Annotated in this window: 24 protein-coding genes, 1 tRNA gene and 2 pseudogenes; 16 read left to right on the top strand and 11 right to left on the bottom strand. The window is 69.4% G+C overall.

All coding sequences use genetic code 11. The features are described 5' to 3' along the window. Nucleotides 1-610 precede the first annotated feature (610 nt). Together A7A76_RS10460 and A7A76_RS10455 are read right to left on the bottom strand one after the other, a co-directional pair. Nucleotides 611-2,704 carry a S8 family peptidase gene (locus tag A7A76_RS10460; RefSeq protein ID WP_206411154.1) on the bottom strand — a complete coding sequence of 698 codons (2,094 nt, stop codon included), beginning with the start codon at nt 2,702-2,704 and terminating at the stop codon, nt 611-613. Between the two features lie 559 nt (nt 2,705-3,263). Further along, nucleotides 3,264-3,572 (bottom strand): hypothetical protein, encoded by a 309-nt coding sequence (locus tag A7A76_RS10455; protein ID WP_206411153.1) that lies wholly within the window; start codon nt 3,570-3,572, stop codon nt 3,264-3,266. A 376-nt stretch (nt 3,573-3,948) separates the two neighbouring features. On the opposite strand from A7A76_RS10455, the gene rplU reads away from it, so the two are divergent. The 3 genes from rplU (at nt 3,949) to cgtA (ending at nt 5,839) form a co-directional block, all read left to right on the top strand. Next, a complete protein-coding gene (rplU, locus tag A7A76_RS10450; RefSeq protein WP_123647588.1) occupies nt 3,949-4,269 on the top strand; it encodes a 50S ribosomal protein L21 in 321 nt (106 codons plus the stop codon). 12 nt (nt 4,270-4,281) lie between these two features. Next, nucleotides 4,282-4,542, top strand: a complete 261-nt coding sequence (gene rpmA / locus A7A76_RS10445) for a 50S ribosomal protein L27 (RefSeq protein ID WP_057948184.1) — start codon at nt 4,282-4,284, stop codon at nt 4,540-4,542. Between the two features lie 229 nt (nt 4,543-4,771). Then, nucleotides 4,772-5,839: an Obg family GTPase CgtA gene (gene cgtA, locus A7A76_RS10440; RefSeq protein ID WP_206411152.1), complete on the top strand. Its 1,068-nt coding sequence runs from the start codon at nt 4,772-4,774 to the stop codon at nt 5,837-5,839. Between the two features lie 18 nt (nt 5,840-5,857). Here the strand turns inward: cgtA and A7A76_RS10435 are convergent, their stop codons facing one another. Continuing rightward, entirely contained in the window at nt 5,858-6,091 is a 234-nt protein-coding gene (locus tag A7A76_RS10435; protein ID WP_206411151.1) for a hypothetical protein, read from the bottom strand. Nucleotides 6,092-6,113: 22 nt separating this feature from the next. Further along, a complete protein-coding gene (gene rpsT, locus A7A76_RS10430) occupies nt 6,114-6,386 on the bottom strand; it encodes a 30S ribosomal protein S20 (RefSeq protein ID WP_074866324.1) in 273 nt (90 codons plus the stop codon). Between the two features lie 212 nt (nt 6,387-6,598). On the opposite strand from rpsT, the gene murJ reads away from it, so the two are divergent. Both murJ and A7A76_RS26460 read left to right on the top strand, forming a co-directional pair. After that, nucleotides 6,599-8,227 (top strand): murein biosynthesis integral membrane protein MurJ, encoded by a 1,629-nt coding sequence (murJ, locus tag A7A76_RS10425; RefSeq protein ID WP_206411150.1) that lies wholly within the window; start codon nt 6,599-6,601, stop codon nt 8,225-8,227. Continuing rightward, a pseudogene (locus tag A7A76_RS26460) lies at nt 8,131-8,331 on the top strand (DUF6053 domain-containing protein); the annotation flags it as partial. The gene murJ and the pseudogene A7A76_RS26460, both read left to right, overlap by 97 nt. Here A7A76_RS26460 and A7A76_RS26455 read toward each other — a convergent pair. Beyond that, a pseudogene (locus A7A76_RS26455) lies at nt 8,244-8,426 on the bottom strand (DUF6053 domain-containing protein); the annotation flags it as partial. The pseudogenes A7A76_RS26460 and A7A76_RS26455 overlap by 88 nt on opposite strands. 85 nt (nt 8,427-8,511) lie before the next feature. Between A7A76_RS26455 and A7A76_RS10420 the strand changes: the two are divergent. From A7A76_RS10420 to ispH, 4 genes are all read left to right on the top strand, one after another. Continuing rightward, nucleotides 8,512-9,519: a bifunctional riboflavin kinase/FAD synthetase gene (locus tag A7A76_RS10420; RefSeq protein ID WP_206411149.1), complete on the top strand. Its 1,008-nt coding sequence runs from the start codon at nt 8,512-8,514 to the stop codon at nt 9,517-9,519. A 129-nt stretch (nt 9,520-9,648) separates the two neighbouring features. Beyond that, nucleotides 9,649-12,507: an isoleucine--tRNA ligase gene (ileS, locus tag A7A76_RS10415; protein ID WP_241200858.1), complete on the top strand. Its 2,859-nt coding sequence runs from the start codon at nt 9,649-9,651 to the stop codon at nt 12,505-12,507. A gap of 66 nt (nt 12,508-12,573) precedes the next feature. After that, a complete protein-coding gene (gene lspA, locus A7A76_RS10410) occupies nt 12,574-13,083 on the top strand; it encodes a signal peptidase II (RefSeq protein WP_206411147.1) in 510 nt (169 codons plus the stop codon). A gap of 115 nt (nt 13,084-13,198) precedes the next feature. Then, the gene (gene ispH / locus A7A76_RS10405; protein ID WP_206411146.1) at nt 13,199-14,149 is read left to right on the top strand and encodes a 4-hydroxy-3-methylbut-2-enyl diphosphate reductase; all 951 of its coding nucleotides are present in this window, start codon (nt 13,199-13,201) and stop codon (nt 14,147-14,149) included. Nucleotides 14,150-14,323: 174 nt separating this feature from the next. Here the strand turns inward: ispH and A7A76_RS10400 are convergent, their stop codons facing one another. Beyond that, on the bottom strand, nt 14,324-15,955 hold the full coding sequence (locus A7A76_RS10400; protein WP_206411145.1) for a hypothetical protein: 1,632 nt from the start codon (nt 15,953-15,955) through the stop codon (nt 14,324-14,326). Nucleotides 15,956-16,346: 391 nt separating this feature from the next. Here A7A76_RS10400 and A7A76_RS10395 point away from each other — a divergent pair, with 391 nt between their 5' ends. The 4 genes from A7A76_RS10395 to A7A76_RS10380 all read left to right on the top strand — a co-directional run bounded on the left by A7A76_RS10395 (nt 16,347) and on the right by A7A76_RS10380 (nt 18,588). Further along, nucleotides 16,347-17,345 carry a glycoside hydrolase family 16 protein gene (locus tag A7A76_RS10395; RefSeq protein WP_206411144.1) on the top strand — a complete coding sequence of 333 codons (999 nt, stop codon included), beginning with the start codon at nt 16,347-16,349 and terminating at the stop codon, nt 17,343-17,345. Nucleotides 17,346-17,570: 225 nt separating this feature from the next. Next, nucleotides 17,571-17,646 (top strand) — tRNA-Thr (locus A7A76_RS10390). Nucleotides 17,647-17,836: 190 nt separating this feature from the next. Continuing rightward, nucleotides 17,837-18,337 carry a hypothetical protein gene (locus A7A76_RS10385; protein WP_206411143.1) on the top strand — a complete coding sequence of 167 codons (501 nt, stop codon included), beginning with the start codon at nt 17,837-17,839 and terminating at the stop codon, nt 18,335-18,337. After that, nucleotides 18,307-18,588 (top strand): FG-GAP repeat domain-containing protein, encoded by a 282-nt coding sequence (locus A7A76_RS10380; protein ID WP_206411142.1) that lies wholly within the window; start codon nt 18,307-18,309, stop codon nt 18,586-18,588. Before A7A76_RS10385 ends, A7A76_RS10380 begins: the two co-directional genes overlap by 31 nt. Before the next feature lie 117 nt (nt 18,589-18,705). On the opposite strand, the gene A7A76_RS10375 is transcribed toward A7A76_RS10380, so the two are convergent. Beyond that, nucleotides 18,706-19,389: a hypothetical protein gene (locus A7A76_RS10375; protein ID WP_206411141.1), complete on the bottom strand. Its 684-nt coding sequence runs from the start codon at nt 19,387-19,389 to the stop codon at nt 18,706-18,708. A gap of 52 nt (nt 19,390-19,441) precedes the next feature. On the opposite strand from A7A76_RS10375, the gene A7A76_RS10370 reads away from it, so the two are divergent. Together A7A76_RS10370 and radA are read left to right on the top strand one after the other, a co-directional pair. Beyond that, the gene (locus A7A76_RS10370) at nt 19,442-19,816 is read left to right on the top strand and encodes a hypothetical protein (RefSeq protein ID WP_206411140.1); all 375 of its coding nucleotides are present in this window, start codon (nt 19,442-19,444) and stop codon (nt 19,814-19,816) included. A gap of 255 nt (nt 19,817-20,071) precedes the next feature. After that, nucleotides 20,072-21,484, top strand: coding sequence for a DNA repair protein RadA (gene radA / locus A7A76_RS10365; RefSeq protein WP_206411139.1), 1,413 nt, complete (start codon nt 20,072-20,074; stop codon nt 21,482-21,484). Between the two features lie 293 nt (nt 21,485-21,777). On the opposite strand, the gene A7A76_RS10360 is transcribed toward radA, so the two are convergent. From A7A76_RS10360 to A7A76_RS10345, 4 genes are all read right to left on the bottom strand, one after another. Continuing rightward, complete coding sequence (locus A7A76_RS10360; protein WP_206411138.1) at nt 21,778-22,182, bottom strand: glutaredoxin family protein; 405 nt, start codon at nt 22,180-22,182, stop codon at nt 21,778-21,780. A 97-nt stretch (nt 22,183-22,279) separates the two neighbouring features. Then, a complete protein-coding gene (locus A7A76_RS10355; RefSeq protein WP_206411137.1) occupies nt 22,280-22,513 on the bottom strand; it encodes a hypothetical protein in 234 nt (77 codons plus the stop codon). A gap of 187 nt (nt 22,514-22,700) precedes the next feature. Next, nucleotides 22,701-22,901 (bottom strand): hypothetical protein, encoded by a 201-nt coding sequence (locus A7A76_RS10350; RefSeq protein WP_206411136.1) that lies wholly within the window; start codon nt 22,899-22,901, stop codon nt 22,701-22,703. A 27-nt stretch (nt 22,902-22,928) separates the two neighbouring features. After that, entirely contained in the window at nt 22,929-23,138 is a 210-nt protein-coding gene (locus A7A76_RS10345; RefSeq protein ID WP_206411135.1) for a hypothetical protein, read from the bottom strand. Between the two features lie 282 nt (nt 23,139-23,420). On the opposite strand from A7A76_RS10345, the gene A7A76_RS10340 reads away from it, so the two are divergent. Continuing rightward, on the top strand, nt 23,421-25,154 hold the full coding sequence (locus A7A76_RS10340) for a hydrogenase maturation protein (protein WP_206411134.1): 1,734 nt from the start codon (nt 23,421-23,423) through the stop codon (nt 25,152-25,154).

Below are 25,154 nucleotides of genomic sequence, written 5' to 3'. Positions count from 1 at the left end.
TCGCGCTTGCAGGCGCTCAGGCCGGCGAGCGCGGCCAGCAGCGCGGCGCCGGCGAAGACGCCGGGGCGGGAAACGGGAGTGGTGCGGGTGCGATCGGTGCGGGCAGTGCGCATGGAGTCTCCGCTGGACGGGGCTGCGAGGAAACGGGGTGGTGCGGGCGGTTCGCTGGGGGGAATGGTGCTTGCGGCGAGTGGAGCCGTGTGGCGCGTGCTGCGGGTGGACGCTGTGGCGGGTGCGGTGGTGGGTGCAATGGATGGAGCGGTGGATGGAGCGGTGGATGGAGCGATGGATTGAGCGGTGGATGGAGCGGTGGATGGAGCGGTGGATGGAGCGATGGATTGAGCGGTGGCTACGATCCTACCTATCGTCATTCCCGCGAACGCGGGAATCCAGGGCTTCACCGCGACGATGCCGCGAGGCCCGGATTCGATACCGCCGCGTACCCGATCCACCGACGTTCTCGCTCGAAACGCCCTGGATGTTCGGCTTCGCCGAAGTAGAGCGGAGCCCGCATTCGCGGGAATGACGGCGTGGCAGGAAAACCTCGATCCCCACCCGCAAACACGAAGGGCCCGGCGCACCGGGCCCTTCGCTTATCGCACAGCTCGGATCAACGGCTCGAGTTGTAGGTGATCTCGACCGGATCGTCGCATTCCTGGGTACCGTTGTTGCACACCTTGTAGCTCATGGTGCCGCTGCCGATGATGCGGAAGGTATCGGTATTGGCGCCGGTGTTGCGGACGGTCTTGAGGATCGCGCCGTTGCGCCAGATGTCGATGTTCTTCTTGCCCTTCTCCCACGACAGGTTGACCGAGGTGCGGTGGTTCGGCAGCGCGCTGGCCTTGGCTTCGAGACGGCGCGGATAGTTCGCGTCGACGAAGCTGGGATACAGCGAGATGCCGGCCGAAGCGCGGTAGCCCTTGATCTGCACGTACCACACGCCGCCCTTCGGAGTCGGGAAGAAGCAGGTCTCGTTGTTGGACGAGGTGAACGGACGGCAGTCGTAGGAGGTGCTGGTCGGTTCGGAGCCGTACTTGACGTAGATGTCCGAATCGCCGGTGCCGCCGTACATGGCGAACAGCAGGTTCGACGCGCCGTTGGGCACCAGCAGCTGATAGCGCAGGATGCCGTTGGCGCCGACCTCGATGTTGGTCACGGTGATGCCGTTCTCCAGCTCGGTCGCCGGTTCGGGTTCCGGCGCCTGCGGGTCCGGCGGCAGCGCTTCGCTGCCCTTGGCCACGGCGACGGCGTAGCGCGCGTCGACGATGCCCGAGCCGCACCAGTTGCTCCAGCTGCAGCCGCCCGGCTGGCCGCCGACGTGGGCGGTGTTGACCAGGATCTTCTCGATCTCGGCCGGGGTCTTCGGCGTCGCCGCCGCCGACTGCATCAGCGCGACCACGCCGGCCACGTGCGGAGCGGCCATCGAGGTGCCGGCCATCCACGCATAGCCTTCGCCTTCCTGGCCCTGCAGGCCCAGGTTCAAGGTCGACAGGATGTTGTCGGCCGCCGGCTGCGCGCCCGAGCCGCCGGGCGCGGCGACGTCGATCTTGTTGCCGAAGTTGGAGTAGCTCGCCAGCGAACCGGTCGGGCCGACCGCCGACACCGCGATCACGTTGTCGCAGTTCGCCGGCGAGAAGTTGGCCACGTCGCCGCTGGAGTTGCCGGCGGCGATGACCACCGTGGTGCCGCGCGCGCGCGCCGCGGCGAACGCGGTCTGCTCGGCCGCGCTGCACGCGCCCGAGCCGCCGAGGCTGAGGTTGATGACTTCGGCCGGCGTAGCGTTGTCCGGCACGCCGGTGACGCTGCCGCCCGAGGCCCAGGTCACCGCGTCGATGATGTCGGAGGTGTAGCCGCCGCACTTGCCCAGCACGCGCACCGGCTGGACCTTGGCGTTGGGCGCGACGCCGGCGACGCCGACGCCGTTGTTGGTCACCGCGGCGATGGTGCCGGCCACGTGGGTGCCGTGCCAGCTGCTGTCTTCGGGAATGCCGAAGATGTTGCACTCGCCGTCGTGCCAGTCGCCCGGATCGTTCGGATCCGCGTCGCGGCCGTCGCCGTCGACGCTGACTTCGGGATCGTCGATGAAGTCGTAGCCCGGCAGGATGTTGGCGTTGAGGTCGCTGTGCGGGGTGATGCCGGTGTCGAGCACCGCGACCACGATGCCGTCGCCCTTGGCGATGTCCCAGGCCGGTTCCAGATTCAGGCCGCCCGGGCCGTTCTTGTAATGCCACTGCTGGACGTAGCCCGGATCGTTGGGCACCATCGTGCGCTGCTTCCAGCCGTCCTTGATGACTTCGACGATGCTGGAATCGTTCTTCATCATCTCGATCGCCAGTTCCTTTGCGGCGGCGTCGTCGAGCTGCGTGTCGGTCTTGATCAACTGCGAGCCGGTGGCCAGCGTGCGCAGCGGCCGGATGCCGATGCCGAGCGCGGCGGCCGCCTTGGCGTATTGCTGGTTCATCGCCGACGCGCTGACCTTGGCGGCGGCGCCCGGCGCGCGGGTGATGATGAAGCGATTGCTGGTGGCCGGCTGGCTCAGCTTGGCCTGGGCGAGCTTGGCCGCCTTCGGCGATGCGGCGGCCTTGGCCGAAGCGACCTTGTTGACCGCCTGCAGCTTGCCGCCGGAATAGGCGACCGGAGCGATCACCGCGGCAGTCGCCAGCGCCAGAGCGGTCCATTTCAACGAACGTGCTTTGCGAGTCATGACAAACTTCCTTGATCCTTCGTTGCGCATGATCCCCTTCGCATCCCCTGTCGAGCGTCGGGCCTTGGTCCGCGCAGGCGCCGTGCGGGCGCCGTCGCGGGACTTGCTTAGCGCGACGCGCGCGGCGCGTCGCCGGCGCGTAGCGGCATGCTTCGCGCGCAGCCGCCCGTCGCCATGCGCCGCGGGCGGCGTGGAAAGCGTTCGGTCGTGCGTGCGTGGGCGCAGGGGCGGGCCGCTGCGCCGGTTACCGGTCTACGGATGAGACTGCTGGTTGAAGACTGCAAGCCCATGCAGGACGCCCCCAACTACCGCGTATCGCGACTGCACCATGCTGGCGCGCGTGCGTCGCACGCGCTGCGCAAGGACGGTGCCGTTCCATGTCGCGCGACCCCCTGCAAGTCGCTCGCGTTCGAAGCTAATTGAGCGCGCACGTGACGTGCAAGTGTCATCGAAGCCGTGCAAGCGCGATGAATGCGACTGAGCGCACAGACACGAATACGGCAGTTTTTCTGCGCAATCGCGGTGCGACGCGCGCAGGCCTGGATTTGCAGGCGTTTTTTCATTCGCGGGCTTCGCCGCGACGACGCGCGCGGTTTTTTCCCGCGAAAAATTTTCTTTCGGAAGTGTGAACTTCGTCGGCGCGCTTTCTGATGCGCTGCGGGCGATTTTCTTGCGCTTCGCCACTGTTCTTGCATTCGCATGCGACGCGATGCGAGCGCGGTGGGCGCTCGCGCGCGAATTTGTTTCTGTTGTGGAATCGCCGGCGCGGGCGGATGAAAGTGCACGCCAGTGCGATCGAGATCGTGCGATGGAGCGGGCCGGCGTTGCAGCGCCGCCGCCTGGGTGCGCAGCGGATCGGCGAGATCATCGACTGGCCGGGGCGACATCGAACGCGCGGGCGCGCGGCCGGATCCCGCTGGCGGGTGCCGCGGTGGCAGTCGGGTTCTGGCCCCGCAACCGGGCGGGGCGGGCCGGCCCGGACGCCGACAGGACAGGCGGGAACCGCTCCTTACGCGCATTCAGGGGCCGGCGGCAGCCCGGCTGAGCGACCCCCGATCCGGATGCTGCCCGTGGGAGTGGCGTAAGTTACTGATTTAAAACGGGCGAGAGGCGGATTCTCGCCCTGCGCCCGCTCCGCCGAACCCGCCCGGTTGCCGTAACTCGCTGAAGCGCCTAGAATTCCGCTTCTGTCCGTCCATCCCTGGGCGGCGCAGGACCAAAAATAACTACAGAGGAATCTGGTCATGTACGCAGTTCTGGTCACCGGCGGTAAGCAATACCGCGTGATGCAAGGCGAGACGCTCCGCGTCGAGCTGCTGGACGTCGAAGCCGGCAGCGAAATCAAGTTCGACTCCGTGCTGATGCTGGGCGACGGCGAAGGCATCAAGATCGGCGACGCGCTCAAGGGCGCCAGCGTCACCGCCAAGGTCGTCGGCCACGGCCGCGCCGACAAGGTGCGCATCGTCAAGTTCCGCCGCCGCAAGCACCATCGCAAGCAGATGGGCCACCGTCAGCACTACACCGAAATCCAGATCACCGGCATCGCCGGTGGCGACAACAAGTAAGGAGCAGCAGCCATGGCACACAAAAAGGGCGTAGGTTCCACCCGCAACGGCCGCGACTCCAACCCGAAGTACCTGGGCGTGAAGATCTACGGCGGCCAGGCCATCGAGGCCGGCAACATCATCGTGCGTCAGCGCGGCACCCAGTTCCACCCGGGCGCCAACGTCGGCCTCGGCCGCGACCACACCCTGTTCGCGCTGGTCGACGGCAAGGTCGAGTTCTCGACCAAGGGCCCGAAGAGCCGCCGCACCGTCAGCGTCGTCGCCGCCGAGTAATCGCGCCGCGACGTTTGCTGCGAGGAGCCCCGCTTCGGCGGGGTTTTTCGTTTGGGAGCCGGAGTGATGGAGCGGTTTCGCAAGCGGGGTTGGGGAGCTGCGGTCGCGCAGTTCTCCTGCCACGGCGCGTTTCCGATGCGTCCCATCCCCTGCGGTTAAACTCCCCTTCGCAACGAATCCTCAGTTCCCCGATCCCTAATTCCCCATTCCCGCTCTTAGTAGCCTCCCCATGAAACTCGTAGACGAAGCAGAAATCCAAGTCATCGCCGGCAACGGCGGCAACGGCTGCGTCGGTTTCCGTCGCGAGAAGTTCATCCCGCTGGGCGGGCCGGACGGCGGCGACGGCGGCGCCGGCGGCAGCGTCTGGCTGGTCGCGGACGAGAACGTCAACACCCTGGTCGATTTCCGCCACCAGCGCCAGTTCCGCGCCCAGCGCGGCGAGAACGGCATGGGCCGGCAGGCCTATGGCAAGGGCGGCGACGATCTGATCATCGTCGTGCCGGTCGGCACCACGGTGACCAATGTGGAGACCGACGAAGTCATCGGCGACCTGACCGAGCACGGCGCCCGCCTGCTGGTCGCGCGCGGCGGCAAGGGCGGCCTGGGCAACATGCATTTCAAGAGCTCGGTCAACCGGACGCCGCGCAAGGCGCTGCCGGGTTTGCCGGGCGAAGAGCGCGAGCTCAAGCTCGAACTCAAGCTGCTGGCCGACGTCGGCCTGCTCGGCTTCCCCAACGCGGGCAAGAGCACGCTGATCCGCGCGGTCTCGGCGGCGACGCCGAAGGTCGCGGATTATCCGTTCACCACGCTGTATCCCAATCTCGGCGTGGTCAGCGTCGAGGCGCACCGCAGCTTCGTCATCGCCGACATTCCGGGCCTGATCGAGGGCGCGGCCGACGGCGCCGGCCTGGGCGCGCAGTTCCTGCGCCATCTGCAGCGCACGCGGCTGTTGCTGCACCTGGTCGACATCGCGCCGATGGAGGGCGGGGTCGAAGGCCTGTCGCCGGCCGAGCAGGTCCGCGCGATCGAGAACGAGCTGCGCAAGCACGATCCGGAACTGCTCGACAAGCCGCGCTGGCTGGTGTTCAACAAGTCCGACCTGCTGCTCGACGAGGAGCGCGACGAAGTCGTGCGCGCGACGCTCGAAGCGCTGGACTGGAAGGATCGCTGGTACGTGGTTTCGGCGATCGGCCGCGAGGGCACCGCGCCGATCATGCGCGACGTGATGGCCTTCTTCGACCGCCAGCGCGAAGAGGCGCTGGAAGCCGCCAACGCCGCGGGCGGCCATGCGCCCTGAGCCTCGGGCTCGGCATCGTCAAAACGTGAACCCGTCGCGGCGCCTCGAGCGCCGCGGCGGCGGCGTGCGCGCGCGGCGCGTGGCCGGCTTCAATCCGGCTTCACCGGCCGCGCCGAAGATGCGCGGCATGTTCGCATCCGCGGCCGCGTCGGCTTTCGCATCGCTGCGCTTGCGCGCGGGCGGGCAGGGTGCGGCCGCAGCGGAAAAAACGCGGGCAAACAAAAACCCGGCCGAAGCCGGGTTTGTGTTCATCGCGGCCCGGACGGGCGGCGAATCAAGCGGCGGTGGCCAGCGCCTTGATGCGCGCAGCCAGGCGGCTCTTGTGACGGGCGGCCTTGTTCTTGTGGATCAGGCCGCGGGCGCTGAAACGGTCGAGGATCGGCTGGGCGACGTCGAAAGCGGACTTGGCACCGGCGGCGTCGTTCTCGCCGAGGGCCTTGAGCACCTTCTTGACGGCGGTGCGGAGCATCGAACGCTGGCTGCCGTTGCGGGCGTTGCGCACGACAGTCTGCTTGGCGCGCTTCTTGGCGGACTTGATGTTTGCCACGGTGAATTCCTGAAAAATTGGGTTGAAAACGTGAATGAAGCTGGACGAAAAACGAGGCGCCGGGCGCCGGTCGGAACCGGGTGCGACGCAATCGCGGAAAATCAGACCCAAAAGTATGGGCGATTCAGGGGCTTGCGTCAACCCGCCGGGGTTTGGGCAAAGCCGGGGCGGGCGCCTCAGGACCGGGCGAACCGGAGCCGGGGAGGGCGGGCATGAGTAAGGGCGGCCTGCTGCGCTCCTCGGTGGTGTTCAGCGCGATGACCTTCATCTCGCGCATCACCGGCCTGATCCGCGACCAGGTCTACGCCTGGCAGTTCGGCGCCAGTCCGGCCATGGACGCGTTCTTCATCGCGTTCAGGATTCCGAACTTCATGCGCCGGCTCTCGGCCGAGGGCTCGTTCTCGATGGCGTTCGTGCCGGTGCTGGCCGAGTACAAGGAAAAGCACGACCACGCCGCGGTCAAGGAACTCATCGACCGGGTCACCGGTACGCTGACGGCGGCGCTGGTGGTGCTGACCGCGGTCGTGGTGCTGGCCGCGCCCTGGGTCATGGGCGTGTTCGCGCCGGGCTTTGCCCCGGGCAGCGAGCAGTACCGGCTGGCGACCCAGATGCTGCAGATCACCTTCCCCTACGCCTTGTTCATTTCGCTGGCGTCGCTGGTCGGCGGGGTGCTCAACAGCTACGAGAAGTTCGCGGTGCCGGCGCTGTCGCCGGTGCTGCTGAACATCTCGATGATCGCCGCGGCCGCCGCCGCCGCGCCGCTGATGCGGCCGTTCGGCGCCGAGCCGGTGCTGGCGCTGGCCTGGGGCGTGTTCTTCGCCGGCGTGCTGCAGCTGGTGTTCCAGTTGCCGGCGCTGGCAAAGCTCGGCCTGCTGCCGCGGCCGCGCTGGGGCTGGCAGCACTCGGGCGTGCGCAAGATCCTCAAGCTGATGGTGCCGACCCTGTTCGGCTCGTCGGTGGCCCAGCTCAATCTGCTGCTCAACACCGCGCTGGCCTCGTTCCTGATCGTCGGCAGCGTGAGCTGGCTGTATCTGACCGACCGCCTGCTGGAATTTCCGCTGGGCATGTTCGGCGTCGCCATCGGCACGGTGATCCTGCCGCACCTGTCCAAGCGCCATGCCGCGACCGACAGCGAGGGCTATTCCAGGGCGCTGGATTGGGGGTTCCGGCTGTGCCTGCTGATCGGCATCCCGGCCTGCCTGGGGCTGGTGCTGTGCGCCGAGGCGCTGATCGCGGCCTTGTTCCAGTACGGCCGGCTGACCGCGCAGGACACCCAGATGATCCGCCTGAGCCTGATGGCGCAGTCGACCGCGGTGCCGGCGTTCTTGCTGGTGAAGGTGCTGGCGCCGGCGTTCTATTCGCGCCAGGACACCAGGACCCCGGTCAAGTCGGCGGTGGTGTCGGTGGCGGTGAACCTGCTGTCCACGGTCGCGCTGTTGCTGCTGGCGGTCTACTTCACCGATGCCGGCCGCGCCGCGCTGGCGCGCGGGGCGGGGCTGACCCAGGCGCTGGGCGAGGTGCCCGGCGCGCACGCCTGCCTGGCCCTGGCCATCGCCATCGCCGGCTGGACCAACGCCCTGCAGCTGGCCTGGTACCTGCGCCGGGCGCGGGTGTACCGGCGCCAGCCGGGCTGGGGCCGGTTCCTGCGCCAGATCGGCGTGGCCAGCCTGGGCCTGAGCGCGGTGGTGCTGTTCCTGCTGTGGCTGTGGCCGGGCTGGACCGGCTGGCCGTGGTGGGAGCGGGCGTGGAAGCTGGCGGCGGTGGTCGGCGCCGGCGGCGCGGCGTATGGGGCGCTGCTGTGGCTGCAGGGCATCCGGCCGCGGGATTTGCGCGGGCATTGAGCCTTCGGGCGCTTGCCTTTGTAGGAGGGCCTTCAGGCCCGATGCTTTTGTCCCAGGTCGCCGCGAACAGGCACAAGAGCATCGGGCCTGAAGGCCCTCCCACAAAAGCCGAGGCCCTCCTGCAAAAGCCGGGGCCTTGCCGCACAGCCCGGGCGGCGCTCGCAGGCCAACCGCGCCCAACCGCGGCGCCGGATGCCATTGAGAGCGGCGGCCGGCGGCTATACTTCCTGATTCATCCTTCAAGCCGTATCCCGGGCGACCGGGTCGCCCACGCCAGAATCCGAATGAGCAGGCTGTTTCGAGACGTCGACCGCGGGATCCGTTGCCCGCACGGCAGTGTGGTCTGCATCGGCGCCTTCGATGGCCTGCACCTGGGTCATCGCGCGCTGGTGCGCCACACGGTGGCGCGCGCGCGCGCGCTGGGCGTGCCGGCGGTGGCGCTGAGCTTCGAGCCGTTGCCGCGCGAGTTCTTCGCCCCGGCCGCGCCGCCGCCGCGCCTGCTGCTGCCGCGGGCCAAGGCCGAGGGCCTGCTGGCGCTGGACGCCGATCAGGTCGGCCTGCTGCGTTTCAACCGCGCGCTGAGCGGCTGGAGCGGCGAGGAGTTCGTCGAGCGCGTGCTGGTGAAGCAATTGGCCGCGCGCGAAGTGTGGGTCGGCCCGGAGTTCCGTTTCGGCAAGGCGCGCGGCGGCGACATCGCGCTGCTGCGGCGCATGGGCGAGACGGCCGGCTTCAGTGCGCACGAAATCGAACCGGTGCACCTGGACGGCGAGCGCGTGTCCAGCACCCGCATCCGCGAAACCATCCTGGCCGGCGATTTCGCCGCCGCCGCGCGCCTGCTCGGCCGGCCGTACGCGATCGGCGGCCACGTGGTGCGCGGCCAGCAGCTCGGTCGCACCCTCGGCTTTCCCACTGCGAATCTGCGCTTCGGCGGCAAGACCCCGGCGCTGTCGGGCATCTACGCGACCTGGGTGCACGGCGTCGGCGAGCGGCCGTGGCCGTCGGTGTCGAGCCTGGGCACGCGCCCGACCGTGGCCGGGGTGGAGCCGCTGCTGGAAGCGCATCTGTTCGATTTCGACGGCGACCTGTACGGTCGCAGGATCGAGGTCGAATTCGTCGCCCACCTGCGCGCCGAGCTCAAGTTCCCCGACCTGGCGACGCTGACCCGGCAGATGCACCGCGACGCCGCGCAGGCGCGCGAACTGCTCGCGCTGGACGCGCAGCGCCGCCGCTGGATTCCCGCTACGCCGCCCGACCCGCGCCGCGCCGCCGACGCGGCCGAGCACACCGCATAAGCCGCCGACGCGGCCCAGACCGATCCGCCGAACACCCGTCCGAGACCCGCTGTGACCAACGACCCGAGCCAACCCGCCGCCGGCAACCCGTACAAGGCCAGCTTGCTGCTGCCGGCGACCGAATTCCCGATGCGCGGCGACCTGCCCAAGCGCGAGCCGGAAACCCTGGCGCGCTGGGAAAGCGAAGGCCTGTATCAGCGAATTCGCGCGAAGGTGAAGGACCGCGAGCGCAGTTTCGTGCTCCACGACGGCCCGCCGTACGCCAACGGCGAGATCCACATCGGCCATGCGCTCAACAAGGTGCTCAAGGACATCGTGGTCAAGTCCAAGCTGCTCGCCGGCTTCGACGCGCCCTACGTCCCGGGCTGGGACTGCCACGGCCTGCCGATCGAGACCAAGGTCGAGAAGACCTGGGGCAAGGTCGGCGAGAAGCTCGACGCGGCCCAGTTCCGCGCCAAGTGCCGCGAGTACGCCGCCAGCCAGATCGACCTGCAGCGCCGCGACTTCAAGCGCCTGGGCGTGATCGGCGACTGGGAGAACCCGTACCTGACCATGGATTTCCGCTACGAGGCGGACATCATGCGGTCGCTGGCCAGGATCGTCGAACGCGGCCATCTGGTGCGCGGCTCCAAGCCGGTGCACTGGTGCTTCGACTGCGGCTCGGCTCTGGCCGAGGCGGAGATCGAGTACCACGACAAGGAATCGACCCAGATCTACGTGCGCTATCCGGTGCTCGACCGCAAGCGCGTGTTCGACGTGTTCGGGATCGAGGACGACGGCAGCCCGCTGTCGGTGCCGATCTGGACGACCACGCCGTGGACGCTGCCGGCGAGCCTGGCGGTGTCGATGGGCCCGCAGGTCGAGTATTCGCTGGTGAAGATCGAGCCGGGCGAAGAGGCCTTGTTCAAGGAGCCGGGCCAGCGTCCGGAGTACCTGCTGATCGCCAGCGAGCTGGTCGGCGCGGTGCTGGCCGCGATCGCCAACGGCGAGGCGCTCAAGCAGGGCCACAGCGTGGAAACCCGCGACTGGTCCGCGCATCCGGGCGAGGCCTTCGAAGGCCTGCGCCTGCGCCACCCGTTCTACGCCGAACGCGAAATCCCGGTATTGCTGGGCGATCACGTCACCACCGACGCCGGCACCGGCGCGGTCCACACCGCGCCCGGCCACGGCCAGGAGGACTACGCGGTCTCGCTGAAGTACGGCCTGATCGCGCGCTACACCGCCGCGCAGATCAATCCGGTCGACGCGCGCGGTCTGTACCTGCCGTCGACGCCGGCGGCGGGCGAGCACGTGCTGGCCGGCAAGCACATCTTCAAGAGCGACGAGCTGCTGCTGCAGATCCTGCGCGAGAACGGCGCGCTGCTGGCGCGCGGCCGGATCAAGCACAGCTATCCGCATTGCTGGCGGCACAAGACGCCGGTGGTGTTCCGCGCCACCCCGCAGTGGTTCATCTCGATGGAACAGGCCGGGCTGCGCCGCGACGCGCTGGCCGCGATCCCGGGCGTGACCTGGATCCCGGGCTGGGGCGAGTCGCGCATCTACAACATGATCGAGAGCCGTCCGGACTGGACGATTTCGCGCCAGCGCTACTGGGGCGTGCCGATCGCGCTGTTCTTCCATCGCGAGACCGGCCAGCCGCATGCGCGCACGGTCGAGATCATGCGCCAGGTCGCCGACGCGGTGGAGCGCGAGGGCGTGGACGCGTGGTACGCGATGACCGCCGAGCAGTTGCTGGGCGAGGAGGCCGGCGACTACGAGAAGGTCACCGACATCCTCGATGTCTGGTTCGACTCCGGCGCCAGCCACGAATGCGTGCTCGCGCAGCGTCCGCAGGACGGCCTGCGCAAGCCGGCCGACCTGTACCTGGAAGGCTCCGACCAGCACCGCGGCTGGTTCCACAGCGCGCTGCTGACCGGCGTGGCGATGGACGGCGTGGCGCCGTACCGGCAGGTGCTGACGCACGGATTCACGGTCGACGAGCAGGGCAAGAAGCAGTCCAAGTCGCTCGGCAACGTGGTGGTGCCGCAGAAGGTCATCGACGCGATGGGCGCGGACGTGCTGCGCCTGTGGGTCGCCTCGACCGACTTCAGCGCCGAGATGTCGGTGTCGGACAAGATCCTCAAGCAGAACGCCGACGTCTATCGCCGCATCCGCAACACCGCGCGGTTCCTGCTCGGCAATCTCAACGGCTTCGACCCGGCGCGCGATTCGGTCGCGCTGGCCGACATGGTCGCGCTCGACCGCTGGATCGTGCACCGCGCCAGCGACGTGCAGGACCGCATCGCCGCCGCGTACGAGCGTTACGATTTCGCCGAGATCGTGCAGCTGCTGTCGAACTTCTGCAGCGTCGACCTGGGCTCGCTGTACCTGGACGTGACCAAGGACCGGCTGTACACCATGCGCGAGGATTCGCGCGGCCGCCGTTCGGCGCAGAGCGCGATGTACCGCATCGCCGAAGCGTTCGTGCGCTGGATCGCGCCGATCCTGGCGTTCACCGCCGACGAGATGTGGCGCCACCTGCCGGCCAACACCGAGCACGGCGCGCGCGAGGACAACGTGCTGTTCGCCACCTGGTACGACGGCCTGGCGCCGCTGCCGGCGGACGCGGCGCTGTCGGACGAGGACTTCAAGCGTCTGCTGGAGCTGCGCGAGAGCGTCACCCGCGCGCTCGAGCCCAAGCGCGCGGCCGGCGAGATCGGCGCGGCGCTGGAAGCGGAGATCACCCTGCGTTGCGGCGTCGCCGACCAGAACTGGCTGGCGCCGCTGACCGACGAGCTGCGTTTCCTGTTCATCAGCGGCGACGTCGAAGTGGTCGCCGACGACGGCCTCCACGACATCGCCGTGCTGGCCGCGCCGACGGGCAAGCGCAAGTGCGTGCGTTGCTGGCACCACCGCGCCGACGTGGGTTCCGATCCGAAGCATCCGGAGCTGTGCGCGCGCTGCGTCAGCAACGTCGAAGGCCCCGGCGAAGACCGGCGCTGGTTCTGATGCGGCCGCGGCGCTTCGTTCGCGCCGCGGCGCTTTTCTACTCCCGAATTTCCGATTGCGAACCCAATGACTAGCCCCCCCGCCAAAAACGCGCTGCCCTGGCTGATCGTCTCGATCGCGGTGATCGCGCTCGACCAGTGGAGCAAGAACTGGGTGCTGGCCTCGCTGCCCGAGTACACCCCGGTGGTGGTGATCGAAGGCTTCTGGAACTGGTACCGCAGCTACAACACCGGCGCGGCCTTCAGTTTCCTCAGCGACGCCGGCGGCTGGCAGAAGTATTTCTTCCTGGTCCTGGCGGTCGGCATCAGCGGCCTGCTGGCGCGCTGGCTGGCGCGCACGCCGCGCGGCGACTGGAAGACCGCGCTGCCGTACGCGCTGGTGATCGGCGGCGCGATCGGCAACGTGATCGACCGGCTGATGCACGGCCACGTGGTCGATTTCATCCAGTGGTACTGGCGCACCTTCTACTGGCCTTCGTTCAACATCGCCGACGCCGCCATCGTCGGCGGCGCGATCGGGATCGCGGCGTTCGGGCTGTTCAGCAAGGAAAAGCAGGAGATAGGAGATAGGAGATAGGAGATAGGAGATAGGAGATAGGAGTGGGGGAAGCGGCTTTTTCTATCTCCTAACTTCTATTCGCTAACTTCTGCCCCAAGCCGCTCACCCGCCGGGACCGGAGTACAATCGCCCCATGGACGTCCTGCTCGCCAATCCCCGCGGCTTCTGCGCCGGCGTCGACCGCGCCATCGAGATCGTCAAGCGCGCGATCGAAACCCTCGGCGCGCCGATCTACGTGCGCCACGAAGTCGTGCACAACCGCTTCGTCGTCGACGATCTCAAGCATCGCGGCGCGGTGTTCGTCGAGGAACTCGACGAAGTGCCCGACGGCGCCACCGTGATCTTCAGCGCCCACGGCGTGTCCAAGGCGGTGCGCGCGGAAGCCGAACGGCGCGGGCTCAAGGTGTTCGATGCGACCTGCCCGCTGGTGACCAAGGTCCATCTGGAAGTCTCGCGCCACTGCCGCGCGGGCCGCGACGTGGTGCTGATCGGCCACGAAGGCCATCCCGAAGTCGAAGGCACGATGGGGCAGTGGAAGCGCGAAGCCGGTTCGGGCCGCATCTACCTGGTCGAGGACGCCGACGACGTCGCCGCGTTGCAGGTCGACCAGCCCGACAACCTCGCCTACACCACCCAGACCACGCTCTCGGTCGACGACACCCGCAGCGTGATCGAAGCCTTGCGCGCCAAGTTCCCGGCGGTGCAGGGGCCGAAGAACGACGACATCTGCTACGCCACCCAGAACCGCCAGGATTCGGTGCGCGAACTGGCCGCGCGCTGCGATCTGGTGCTGGTGGTCGGCTCGCCGAACAGCTCCAACTCCAACCGCCTGCGCGAGTTGGCCGAGCGCGAAGGCGTGGCCGCGTACCTGATCGACGGCGCGGTCGAGATCGACCCGCGCTGGGTCGAAGGCCGCCGCCGCATCGGCATCACCGCGGGCGCGTCGGCGCCGGAAGTGCTGGTGCGCGGCGTGATCGAACGCCTGCGCGAACTCGGCGCGCAGCACGTGGCCGAACTCGACGGCGAGGAGGAGAACATGGTGTTCGCCTTGCCGAAGGAATTGCGCTTGCAGTTGATCCAGTAAACGCGGCGCGCCGACGCGTCGGTGTGCAGCAGTTCGCGCAAGCAAGACGACGGCCGGTCCTGCCAGGACCGGCCGTTTCTTTTGCGCTCGCCGGCAGGTCGAAGCGCGCGCCGCAGCCGACGGCGCCGCGGACGGACGCGAAGCCCGGCCGCCGCGCCGCCATCCGCCGCGGGCTCAGCGCCCCGGCAGGATCTTGCAGGCCGGGTCGTTCATGCGCGCATCCACCAGGCCGTACTGCGCCGGCGCGCTGCCGCGCTTGCTGACGTTGGCGAAGCCGAAGCCGCGCACGTCGCCGGTGACGGCGAAGGCATCGACGCGATACGCCGCCGGCGCCGGTCCGCCGGCGCTGAGGGCGCGTCCGGCCGGCTGGCCCTGCGGCTGTACCGAGCGCAGCCGCCCCTTCGCCAGCAGGCCCTGGCCGCTGCCGCCGATGCCGCTGTCGATGGTGGCGAACCAGCCGCTCTCGCTGAAACCGATCCAGCGGCCCGGATTGACCGGGTCGGCCAGGCAGTAGGTGGTCGCCGCGACCCGCGCCAGGCCGATGCGGTTTTCCTCGCTGAGCCACGCGGCCACCACCATGCGGCCGCCGCCGGGCACGGCGAGGTCGATGAAGTAGTCGTCGTTGCCGCCGAAGTCGATCGGCGCGACCGCGAAGCTGGTGTCGACCGAACCGTCCGGATTGACCCGCTGCAGGCGGCCGGGCTTGGGCGCGGCGCCGGCGAGGTTGCCGACCACCAGCACGCGGCCGTCGGACTGCGGCGCCAGGCGGCCGGAGATGTCCAGATCGGGCCGGTGATAGGTGGTGTCGAGGCGGCCGTCGGCGTTGTGGCGCAGCAAGGTGCCGCGCACGTCGCTGCCGGCGACGATCGGATGGCTGGTGAGGAATTTGCCGTCGGTCTGCAGCACCAGCCCCTGCGCGCCGGCGTTGAGGCCGGTGATGCGGTCGACGGTGCTGCCGTTGTCGCCGAAGCCCGGATCGGGGCGGCCGTCGGCAAGATAGCGCGCGATCAGGTTCCAGCGCCCGCCGCCGCCGGCGACGACGATCTTGCCGTCGCTTTGCAGCAGCACGTGCTGGGCGCCGGCGCCGAGCGCCTGCTCGGGATGCGGCGTCACCACCACGCCCTTGCGGCCGAAGCCCGGATCGAGGCTGCCGTCGCTGCGGTAGCGCGCCAGCACCACCGCGTCCTGGCCGCTGTCGGCGTCGAAGCGCTTGCCCGCGGCGACGATGCGGCCGTCGGCTTGCTGCGCCAGACCGTAGAACTCGTCGAGGCCGCCGACATCGAGCGTCTGCACGCCGTCGCGCGAGAAGCGGCGGTCGGGCTTGCCGTCGGCGAGGAAGCGCAGCAGCAGGGCGTCGCCCTGGTTGCCGCCGGCGACCAGGATGCGGCCGTCGGCCTGCACCGCCAGCGCGCGGCACGCGGCCGGCTTGGCGTCGGAGCGCAGCTCGATCCGCACCTCGCCGCCGACGCCGAAGCCGGCATCGAGCTTGCCGTCGGCGCCGAAGCGCAGCAGCCGGCAATGCAAGTAATCGCGCTGCAGCGGATCCGCGCCGCCGCCTTCGCCGATGGTGAGGATCTTGCCGTCGGCCTGGATGGCCACGGCGCGGACGAAATCGTCGTTGACCGGGAAATCGGTGACGACCAGGCCGCGCCGGCCGAAGGCGGGGTCGAGCGCCCCGTCGGGCAGCTTGGCCAGCGCCGACGGCGCGAGCGCGGCGAGCGACAGGCCGCAGGCGATGGCGAACGGCAGCGTGCGCGGGACTCGCGGGACTCGCGGGATTCGCGGGACTAGGGACGAACGGATCATTGGGGGCTCCTGCTGCGAGAGATGGGCAGCGGTCGGCGGCCCCCTGCATCCGCGACCGCGCGGCGAGACTCGGCCATCGCCCCGGCGCGCACAACCGGATCAGGCCGCAAAACTGCACATTCGGGTGGGGCAATGTGCCGAAGCGGCAAGGCGGTCGCGGAACCGGCGTGCCCGCCGAAGCGCCCGCGCGCAGGCGCGGGCGCGACGTGGCGTGACCGGTTAAGCGCTGTGGCCCGGAGCAGGACAGGCGAGCGCCGGATCCGATCCGGGCGATGGGCGGGCTGGGCCTGCAAAGCTCGGGTCCAGGCCGTTTGACAACGTTGTCAATTTTGCGCGAGATTGGCCCGTTGCTTCAGTCGCGCACGATTGGCCACGAACAAAGGACGGCACCATGGGACGGCATCGTATTTTTCTAGTCAGCGCTCTCGCCGCCGCGGCCGTCGCCGCCGGCTGCGCGGCGAAAACCGAAACCGGCAACGACAAGACCGCGGCGGCCGCGCCCGCCGCGGTGGCCACGCCGGCCGCGGCGCAGGCGCCGGTGTTCTTCGACGATTTCAGCTACCCCGACCTGGCCGCGTTCCAGGCCAACGGCTGGAAGGTGCGGACCGAAACCGGCCATCCCGGCATCAAGGGCGCGGCCTGGTCCGCCGAAGGCCTGTCCTTCCACGCCGACATCGCCGACACCCAGGGCGGCGCGGTGCGGATGAGCTCGGTCACCAACGGCCAGCCCGACAAGACCCGCCAGACCCAGTTCTGCCACGCGCGCAAATACCGCGAAGGCACCTACGCCGCGCGCATCTACTTCCGCGACCAGCCCAGCTACGGCCCGGACGGCGACGAAGTCATCCAGACCTTCTACGCCATCAGCCCGCTCAAGGCGCCGATGGACAAGAACTACAGCGAGACCGACTTTGAATACCTGCCCAACGGCGGCTGGGGCGAAAACGCCAAGCCGGCGATGTGGACCACCACCTGGGACACCTTCCAGCTGGAGCCGTGGACCAAGGTCAACGAGTTCTCGCGCACCGAAGGCAGCTACGCCGGCTGGCACACCCTGGTGCTTACCGTCGCCGACAAGAAGGTGAGCTACTACGTCGACGGCAAGCCGTTCTCGGTGCACAGCAGCGCCGTGTACCCGGAAGACTTCATGTCGATCAACTTCAACCTGTGGTTCATGCCCAAGGGCGCGGACGGATCGCTGGGCCCGGTGGATTCGCCGGAACTGCGCGAGTACCAGGAAGACATCGACTGGGTGTTCTTCCAGGAGGGCGTGGCCCTGGCCACCGCCGACGTGGAGGCGCAGGTCGCGGCGCTGCGCGGCAAGAAGCTGGCGCATGTAGATACGGTGAAAGAGCAGAATCCGGCGCTGGCCTCGCCGTGCGGGCTTTGATCGGCGCCGGGGCGCGCTGCGACTCTGCGTGCCCGAGCCTGGCCGCGGCATGCGCGGCCGGCCCGGCGCAGCCCGCGCCCGTAGCGCGCCCGTAGCGCGACGCGGCAGGGCCGAACGCCGGGCGCGGCGGCGAATACCGCCGCGACGCACGGCATGATCGGGCACCGCCGCCGCGGGTGCCAGAATTGACCGCCCAGGCCCCGGCCGCCTAGAATTGCCGTCCTCGCCGGAATAGCTCAGTTGGTAGAGCGGCGCATTCGTAATGCGTAGGTCGCAGGTTCGACTCCTGTTTCCGGCACCAGCGATATAGAAGCGAGAACGCCCGGCCCCGCGCCGGGCGTTTTTTTGTGCCTGCTGCGAATTTTTTGTGCCTGGTGCGAACGCAATGGATTTGCGGCGGCACGCAAGCGAATCGGACCGCGCCGAGCGGCTCCGACGGGCGGTCGTCGCGGCGTTCGCGCCGGCGTTTCGGCATCGCGATGGCGTGATTTATGTCCCCGCAATCGAAGAACGGCGCGCAACGCGCCAAGGGAGCGGGGATGAAGAGCATGGATGCGCTGGTCGCGCTGACCGGCTTGGCGTTGGGGTGGAGCTTGTCGGCTGCTGCGGCGCCGCAGGATGCCTATTCGCTGGATGTCCTGAGGCAGCCCACCAACACCTTCGAATCGCCTTGGATCGCGTTCCACGCCAGCGAGATCGGCGATGTGACCGGCGATGGCCGCGCCGAGCACATCAAAATTTCCTCCAGCTATCAGACCTTGAGCGTCTCGGCCACGTCATGGCGCGATGGCGATGCCACGGACTGGTTCCCGTTGTACGAGGGGTTTCCGATTTCGATCCGCACCGCGGACTTCGCCGGTACCGATCTGGGCGATGTGAACGGCGACGGTGTGCAGGATCTGATCGTCTCGGGCGCGCGTTCTTTCGATGTGCTGACCACCGGCGGCACCGGACCTGGTCGTTGCGCACGTTGCCGGCGCACGCCGAATTGATCGCGGGCAAACCGGGCGCGCGCCTGGTGTTCTCCGGCGACGGCCACGGCGGCTTCGCCGAGACCGAGTCGACGGTCACCGGCGCCGAACTCGCTGGCGACACCCTGACCGCGCATTCGATCGCGGTGGGCGATTTCAACGGCGACGGCCGGCCCGACGTAGCCCTGAGCCTGGAGCCGGTTACTCGCCCGGTCGCGACTGGCGCGTGGTCCAGGCCGGCGACTTCAGCGGCGACGCGCGCATGGACGTGATCTGGAGCGACGGCCGCTCGATGCAGTTGTGGCAGGCCGCGGGCGACGGCTTCGTCGGCGTGCCGATGCAGGACTATCCGCAGGGCTGGTCGACGATCCGGCGCTGAGGCGCGCGTCTCAGCGCCGGGGCGTCGGGATCGGCTCGTAACCCGGCTGGTAATAGCCGCGCGCGCCGGATTCGCCGCTCAGCTCGCCGCCTTGGCAGCGGTAGCTGTTCTCGTCGTACGAAAACGTGGTGACGATCGCCGCGCGCGCTTCGTCGCGGCGGCGAAACTGGGCGCCGATCTGGGCCCGGTAGGCGGCCTGCTCGCGGCCGGATTCGGTCACGCCGTCGCTGATCACCAGCATCTGCCGGGTGACGCCCGGCTCGGTCTCGCGTGGCTGCGCTTCGGCGCGGGCGCGGTCGTCGCGCGCGGTCTGTTCGAGGGAGGCTTTGCAGGCAGCGTAGTCGGGAAAGCTGCGCGGCGGGATCGGGAAGCCGGGCAGGTGGCCGCTGGCGAAGGCGGCGGGCGCGGCGGCGGCCGCGACGACGAGCGACAGTGCCAGGGCGCCGCGGCGCAACGCGGAACGGGCGGGAGCGGTGTCTTCCATGAGCGTGGTTTCCGATTCGGTCGAGCGCGGCCGGGGCGCGCGGTGGGTGCAGTATCGCAGTGCGCTTCGGGGAGGCAAACCGTGGGGCGCGCCGGTTTGCGCCGGAGGACCGCGGACAGTGCGCTTGCGCAGCTCGGCTGCGTTCGCCGCGGCCGTCGCCGACCGTGCGACGGCCGCGGCGCATCCTGTGCGGACGCCGCCGGCTGTCATCGCCGTGCATAGAAGGTGAACTCCAATTGCGCGACGGTGCGGATTTCACCAATTGGCCATTCCTTCTTCACTCCTTTTTATCGCCCGGATGGACAACATGCGCCGGCCCGCGACACAGGCGACACAGGCAATGACGAAAATGCGCGTAGACGTATTCGTGGTAGGCGACAACGAGGGGTATGTGGTCGCACCGTCCGACAGCTGGCTGCCCCTGGACGAAATGAAGGCGCTCGGCGCGCTGCGCTTCGGCTGGACCATCGACACCTCGATGGCGATGCCGCGGCTGGACTGGCGCGCGATCGGCAACGACATCGACGCGCGCGGCTACAGCATCGTCGCGTCCAGCGACGTCGGCGGGCTGTTGGCGATGCCGCAGCAGCATTTGCGCGCGATCTATCCCGAGCAGCATCGGCCGATCGCGGCTTGAGCGATCGGCGGTCGCGTTAGCGCGGTAATCCGGTTGTCGCGGTCGCGGCTTGCGCCGCTCCTGCAGGGGCTGCGGATCGACCTGGGCTACCTGTAGGAGCGGCGCAAGCCGCGACCACGAAGCGTCCGTTCGCGCCGAAACCACCGGCAAGCCGCCCACCCGGCGTAGGAATCCACCGCGCTGCCGCGTCCCGTCTCGCACGCTGCGACGATCAGCGGCTAAAGTGCCGCTTTACCCGCGCAGTCGCCGTCCGCCATGTCCAAACCCCCCGCCAAATCCGCCGCGTCCAAGGCGCGCACCGCCTACGTGTGCTCCGAGTGCGGCGCCGACTACAGCAAATGGCAGGGCCAGTGCGGCGAATGCGGCGCCTGGAACACGCTCAGCGAATTCGTGGTCGAGCCGGCCGCCAAGGGCGGCGCGGCCAATGTCGCGGCCAGCCGCCGCACCAGTTGGGCCGGCCGCGCCGACGCGCCGAAGGTGACCGCGCTCAAGGACGTCACCCATCAGGAAGAGGCCCGCGTCACCACCGGCATCGGCGAGTTCGACCGCGTGCTCGGCGGCGGCCTGGTCCACGGCGCGGTGGTGCTGGTCGGCGGCGACCCGGGCATCGGCAAGTCGACCCTGCTGCTGCAGGCGATCACCCGCATGGCCCAGACCCTGCCGGGCCTGTACGTCACCGGCGAGGAGTCGCTGTCGCAGGTCGCCGGCCGCGGCGCGCGCCTGGGCCTGCCGCTGGACGGCGTGCACGCGCTGGCCGAGACCTGCGTCGAGCGCATCCTCGAACACTCCTCGACGATGAAACCCGCGCTGATCGTCGCCGACTCGGTCCAGACCTTGTGGACCGAACAGCTCGGCGCCGCGCCCGGCTCGGTCAGCCAGGTGCGCGAGAGCGCCGCGCGGCTGGTGCGCTACGCCAAGGAAACCGGCACCGCGGTGTTCCTGGTCGGCCACGTCACCAAGGAAGGCGGCATCGCCGGCCCGCGCGTGCTCGAGCACATGGTCGATGCGGTGCTGTACTTCGAAGGCGAAAGCGGCAGCCGCTTCCGCGTGTTGCGCGCGTTCAAGAACCGCTTCGGCGCGGTCAACGAGCTCGGCGTATTCGCGATGAGCGACAAGGGCCTGCGCGAGGTGCCCAACCCTTCGGCGATCTTCCTCTCCGGCAGCCGCGCGCCGCAGCCGGGCAGCTGCGTGATGGTGACCCGCGAAGGCACCCGGCCGCTGCTGGTGGAGGTGCAGGCGCTGGTGGATTCCTCGCCGCTGTCGAACCCGCGCCGGGTCGCGGTGGGCATGGAGCAGAACCGCCTGGCGATGCTGCTGGCGGTGCTGCACCGCCACGGCGGCGTCGCGGTCGGCGACCAGGACGTGTTCGTCAACGTGGTCGGCGGCATCCGCGTGCAGGAAACCGCGGTCGACCTGCCGGTGCTGCTGGCGGTGCTGTCGTCGCTGCGCGACCAGCCGCTGGCCGAGCAGACCATCGCCTTCGGCGAAGTCGGCCTGTCCGGCGAAATCCGGCCGGTGCCCAACGGCGAAGACCGGTTGAAGGAGGCCGCCACCCATGGCTTCAAGCGCGCGATCGTGCCCAAGAGCAACGCGCCGCGCGGCGGTCGGGTGGGGGAGATGGAGGTGGTGGCGGTCGAGCGTCTGGCCGAGGCGATCGACGCGATCTGAGTGGTGGGCGATGCGCCGGCTTGATGCGAGACCGCGCGTCGCCGCGTGATTCGGCGGCGAGCGCTGAGCGATGCGGATGCGATTGCTTGCTTGAGTCGTTGGCGTGGTGTCGCGGTCGCGACTCGCGTCGCTCCTACAGGCAGTTCAGCCGGGCTTGTCGAAGCGGCAGGCCGCGACCTTTACGCCGCGGCCTGATCCGACTGCAGGAACTGCGCAAGCTGCGACCGCGACACCTCGCTTGCATCGCCGCTGCGGGGCCGAAGACGCCGCGCCGGCGGCGCGGCGCCGAAGCCTCAGGCCTTCTTGCCGTGCTTCTCCAGCAATTCGACCAACTTCGCTTCGTCGAAGCCGCGCATGCTCTGGTCGCCGATGTAGATCACCGGCACGCTCTTGATCTTGAGGCCGTCGGCCTCCTTGCGCGCGACTTCGTCCTTGTCGATCACCCGCTCGACGTATCGCACGTTGCGCTTGTCCAGCAGTTCCTTGGCCTTGTGGCAGAACGGGCAGGTCGACAGCGAGTACAGCACGATGTCGCCGCCGGCCTTGGCGTAGACGGCCGAGTAGTCGCCCTGTTCGAGTTCCACGCCCTTGCCGCCGCCGATCAGGCCGGAGTTGCGGACCAGATAGCCCGCGCCCACGCCCAGGCCCAAGGCCAGGGCTACGACCGCGATGGTGGTCAGGATCGACTTGAAGTTCATTCGGTGTCCTCGATGGATCGTCTGGTGATGATGGTGCGCGGCGCGCGCGCCGCAGTCGGAGATGCAGGAAAACGCCCGGTGCGCGGCGGCGCCGGGCTCAGCCGCGGCAGCCGCAGGCGTTGACGCAGGCCTGGCGTTCGCGGAAGCAGGCCGAGCCTCCGCCGTCGGCGCGGCATTGCTCGAAGCGGGCGATGCAGTCCTGCCAGCACAGCGCGCATTGTTCCGGGGTCAGCGCGGCGGACGCGGCGAGCGAGAAGGCCAGGCCGAAGCAGAACGCGGCGCCGGCCAGGCGACGGGCCGCGGATGCGCGGCGCAAAACGGCGGTCAACATCACTGTTCCTCCTTGTGCCCGTCTGTGGGCGCTTGCGGGTTATAGCACCGCGCCGCACGCGTTCCATGTCCCTTCGGCACGGCAGATGTGATGTGGTTTGCGAAAGCCCGGCGAATCCTGTCGATTCCGACAGGCGTCGCCGGCACGGGTCGGATGTGCGGCCGGTCCGCGCGCGCCGCGGCCTCGCTCAGACCTGGCAGCCGCAGGCCCGGATGCAGGCGCGCAGCTCGGTCTTGCAGAACGGATAACCGTCGAAGTTGCATTGCTCGTAACGCTCGTAGCAGGCATCGGTGCAGGACTGGCAGTCCTGCTGGGCGAACGCGGCGAACGAGAACGCCAGGCCGAAACAGAACGCGGAAGCGACGGCGAAACGGTTGCGCTTGAACATGGACGTCTCCTGGATTGAGGTGGCGGGTCAGGGAAGCGGGCAGTTGCACGGACGGCGGCACTCGACGTACTCCGCCAGGCATTGCGCCTGCGGCGCGCCCGCGGCGCGGCACGCCGAGCGTTCGACGAAGCAGGTGCGATGGCAGTCCTCGCACGCGCTGGCGAAGGCGCTCAGCGAGAACGCCACGCCGAAACACAAGGCCGTGGCGGCGAGGACGCGGCGGGACGGGGCGAACATCGATCTCTCCTTGGGCGATGGGGCGGCCGCTCGTCATGAGCGGATGGCGGCCGGCGCGTGGCGCGGCGGGTCGCGACGCAGCGCGACGGTTGGGGCGAACGCGGTCCGCGGCCGACGCCGGCCACCGCACGGCACTTTCGAGACGACTTTCTTGTGGAACGGCGATGAGCGTCGAAAAAACGCAAGCCCGCTGCGATGCAGCAGGAATTTGTGATGTCCGCTCATGTTTATGAACATTCATTGGCACACATTCGAGCCTTCGTCGTGACAGGGGGATGGACCATGTCGCTGCGCATCGTGTTTCTGTGCACCGCGTTCAATGGGCTGGCTCAGCGCGCCTGGGCCGAACTCACCGAGCTGGGCCATCAGGTCGCGGTGCAGGTGGCGTCCGACCCGGACACCATGCGCGCGGCGGTCGCGCGCGAGCGGCCGCAACTGATCGTCGCGCCGATGCTCAAGTCGGCGATCCCCGAGGACATCTGGACCCGCCACACCTGCCTGATCGTGCATCCGGGCATCGTCGGCGACCGCGGCCCGTCCTCGCTGGACTGGGCGATCCTGGAAGGCGAGACCCAGTGGGGCGTGACCGTGCTGCAGGCCGCGGCCGAGATGGACGCCGGCGACATCTGGGCCAGCGCCGGCTTCGCCGTGCGCGGCGTCGGCAAGAGCGAGCTCTATCGCCACGAAGTCACCGATGCGGCGGTGCGCGCGCTGCTGCAGGCGGTGGAACGCTTCGAAGCCGGCGGCTTCGCGCCGCGGCCGCTGGACTACGCCGATCCCGAGGTGCGCGGCCGGTTGCGCCCGAGCATGCGCCCGGGCGATCGCGCGCTGGACTGGGAAATGGACAACGCCGCGCTGCTGGCGCGGATCCGCTGCGGCGACAGCGCGCCGGGCGCGCGCGCCGAGCTCGCCGGCCTGCGCTGCCAGGTGTTCGGCGCGCACGTGGAGCCGTCGCTGCGCGGCCGTCCCGGCGAACTGCTCGGACGGCGCGAAGGCGCGGTGTGCGTGGCCAGCGGCGACGGCGCGCTGTGGCTGAGCCATCTGCGCGACAAGGACGGGATCAAGCTGCCGGCGACCCAGGTGCTGGGCGAGGCGCGCCTGCGCGGCGTGGCCGCGCGCGCGCTCAAGCCGGCGACCTCGGTGGCCGGGCGCCGCGACCACGGCTATCGCCAGATCCGCTACCGCGAGGCCGGCGCGGTCGGCTACCTGCATTTCGATTTCTACAACGGCGCGATGTCGACCCTGCAGTGCGACCGCCTGCGCACCGCGTTCCTGCACGCGCGCCAGCGCCCGACCCGGGCGATCGTGCTGCTCGGCGGCAGCGACATCTGGTCCAACGGCATCCACCTCAACACCATCGAGGCCGCGGCCGATCCGGCGCTGGAATCCTGGCGCAACATCCTGGCGATGAACGCGCTGGTGCGCGAGATCGTGCTGACCGATTCGCACCTGGTGGTCTCGGCGATGCAGGGCAACGCCGGCGCCGGCGGAGTGATCCTGGCGCTGGCCGCCGACCACGTCTGGGCGCGCCGCGGCGCGGTGTTGAACCCGCACTACCAGGGCATGGGCGGCCTGTACGGTTCGGAGTACTGGACCTACCTGCTGCCGCGCCGGGTCGGCGCCACGGTCGCGCAGGAACTGACCCAAGGCCTGCGCCCGATCGGCGCGCCCGCGGCCGAGCGCATCGGCCTGATCGACGCGGCCTTCGGCGCCGGCGGCGCGGATTTCCTCGCCCACGTCGAACAGCGCGCCGAGCGTCTGTCCGAGCCCGGCGCCTGCCGCCGCGCGCTGGCCGCCAAGCGCAAGCGCCGCGCCGACGACGAGCGGCGCAAGCCGCTGGAGAGCTACGGCGCCGAGGAACTCGCGCACATGTACCGCAACTTCTTCGGCCCCGACCGCAGCTATCACGATGCGCGCCGCCGCTTCGTGCGCAAGCAGGCGGCGGCGCCGTGCGAGGCCGGCGAGAGCTTCGCCGCCGAACGCGCCGCCGCGCAGCCGGTGCGCGCCAGCGCCTGA

Source organism: Lysobacter enzymogenes (genome assembly GCF_017168095.1).
GTDB lineage: Bacteria > Pseudomonadota > Gammaproteobacteria > Xanthomonadales > Xanthomonadaceae > Lysobacter > Lysobacter enzymogenes_D.
The sequence above is the reverse complement of the archived record's forward strand: the minus strand, read 5'-3'. Positions and strand labels throughout refer to the sequence as shown.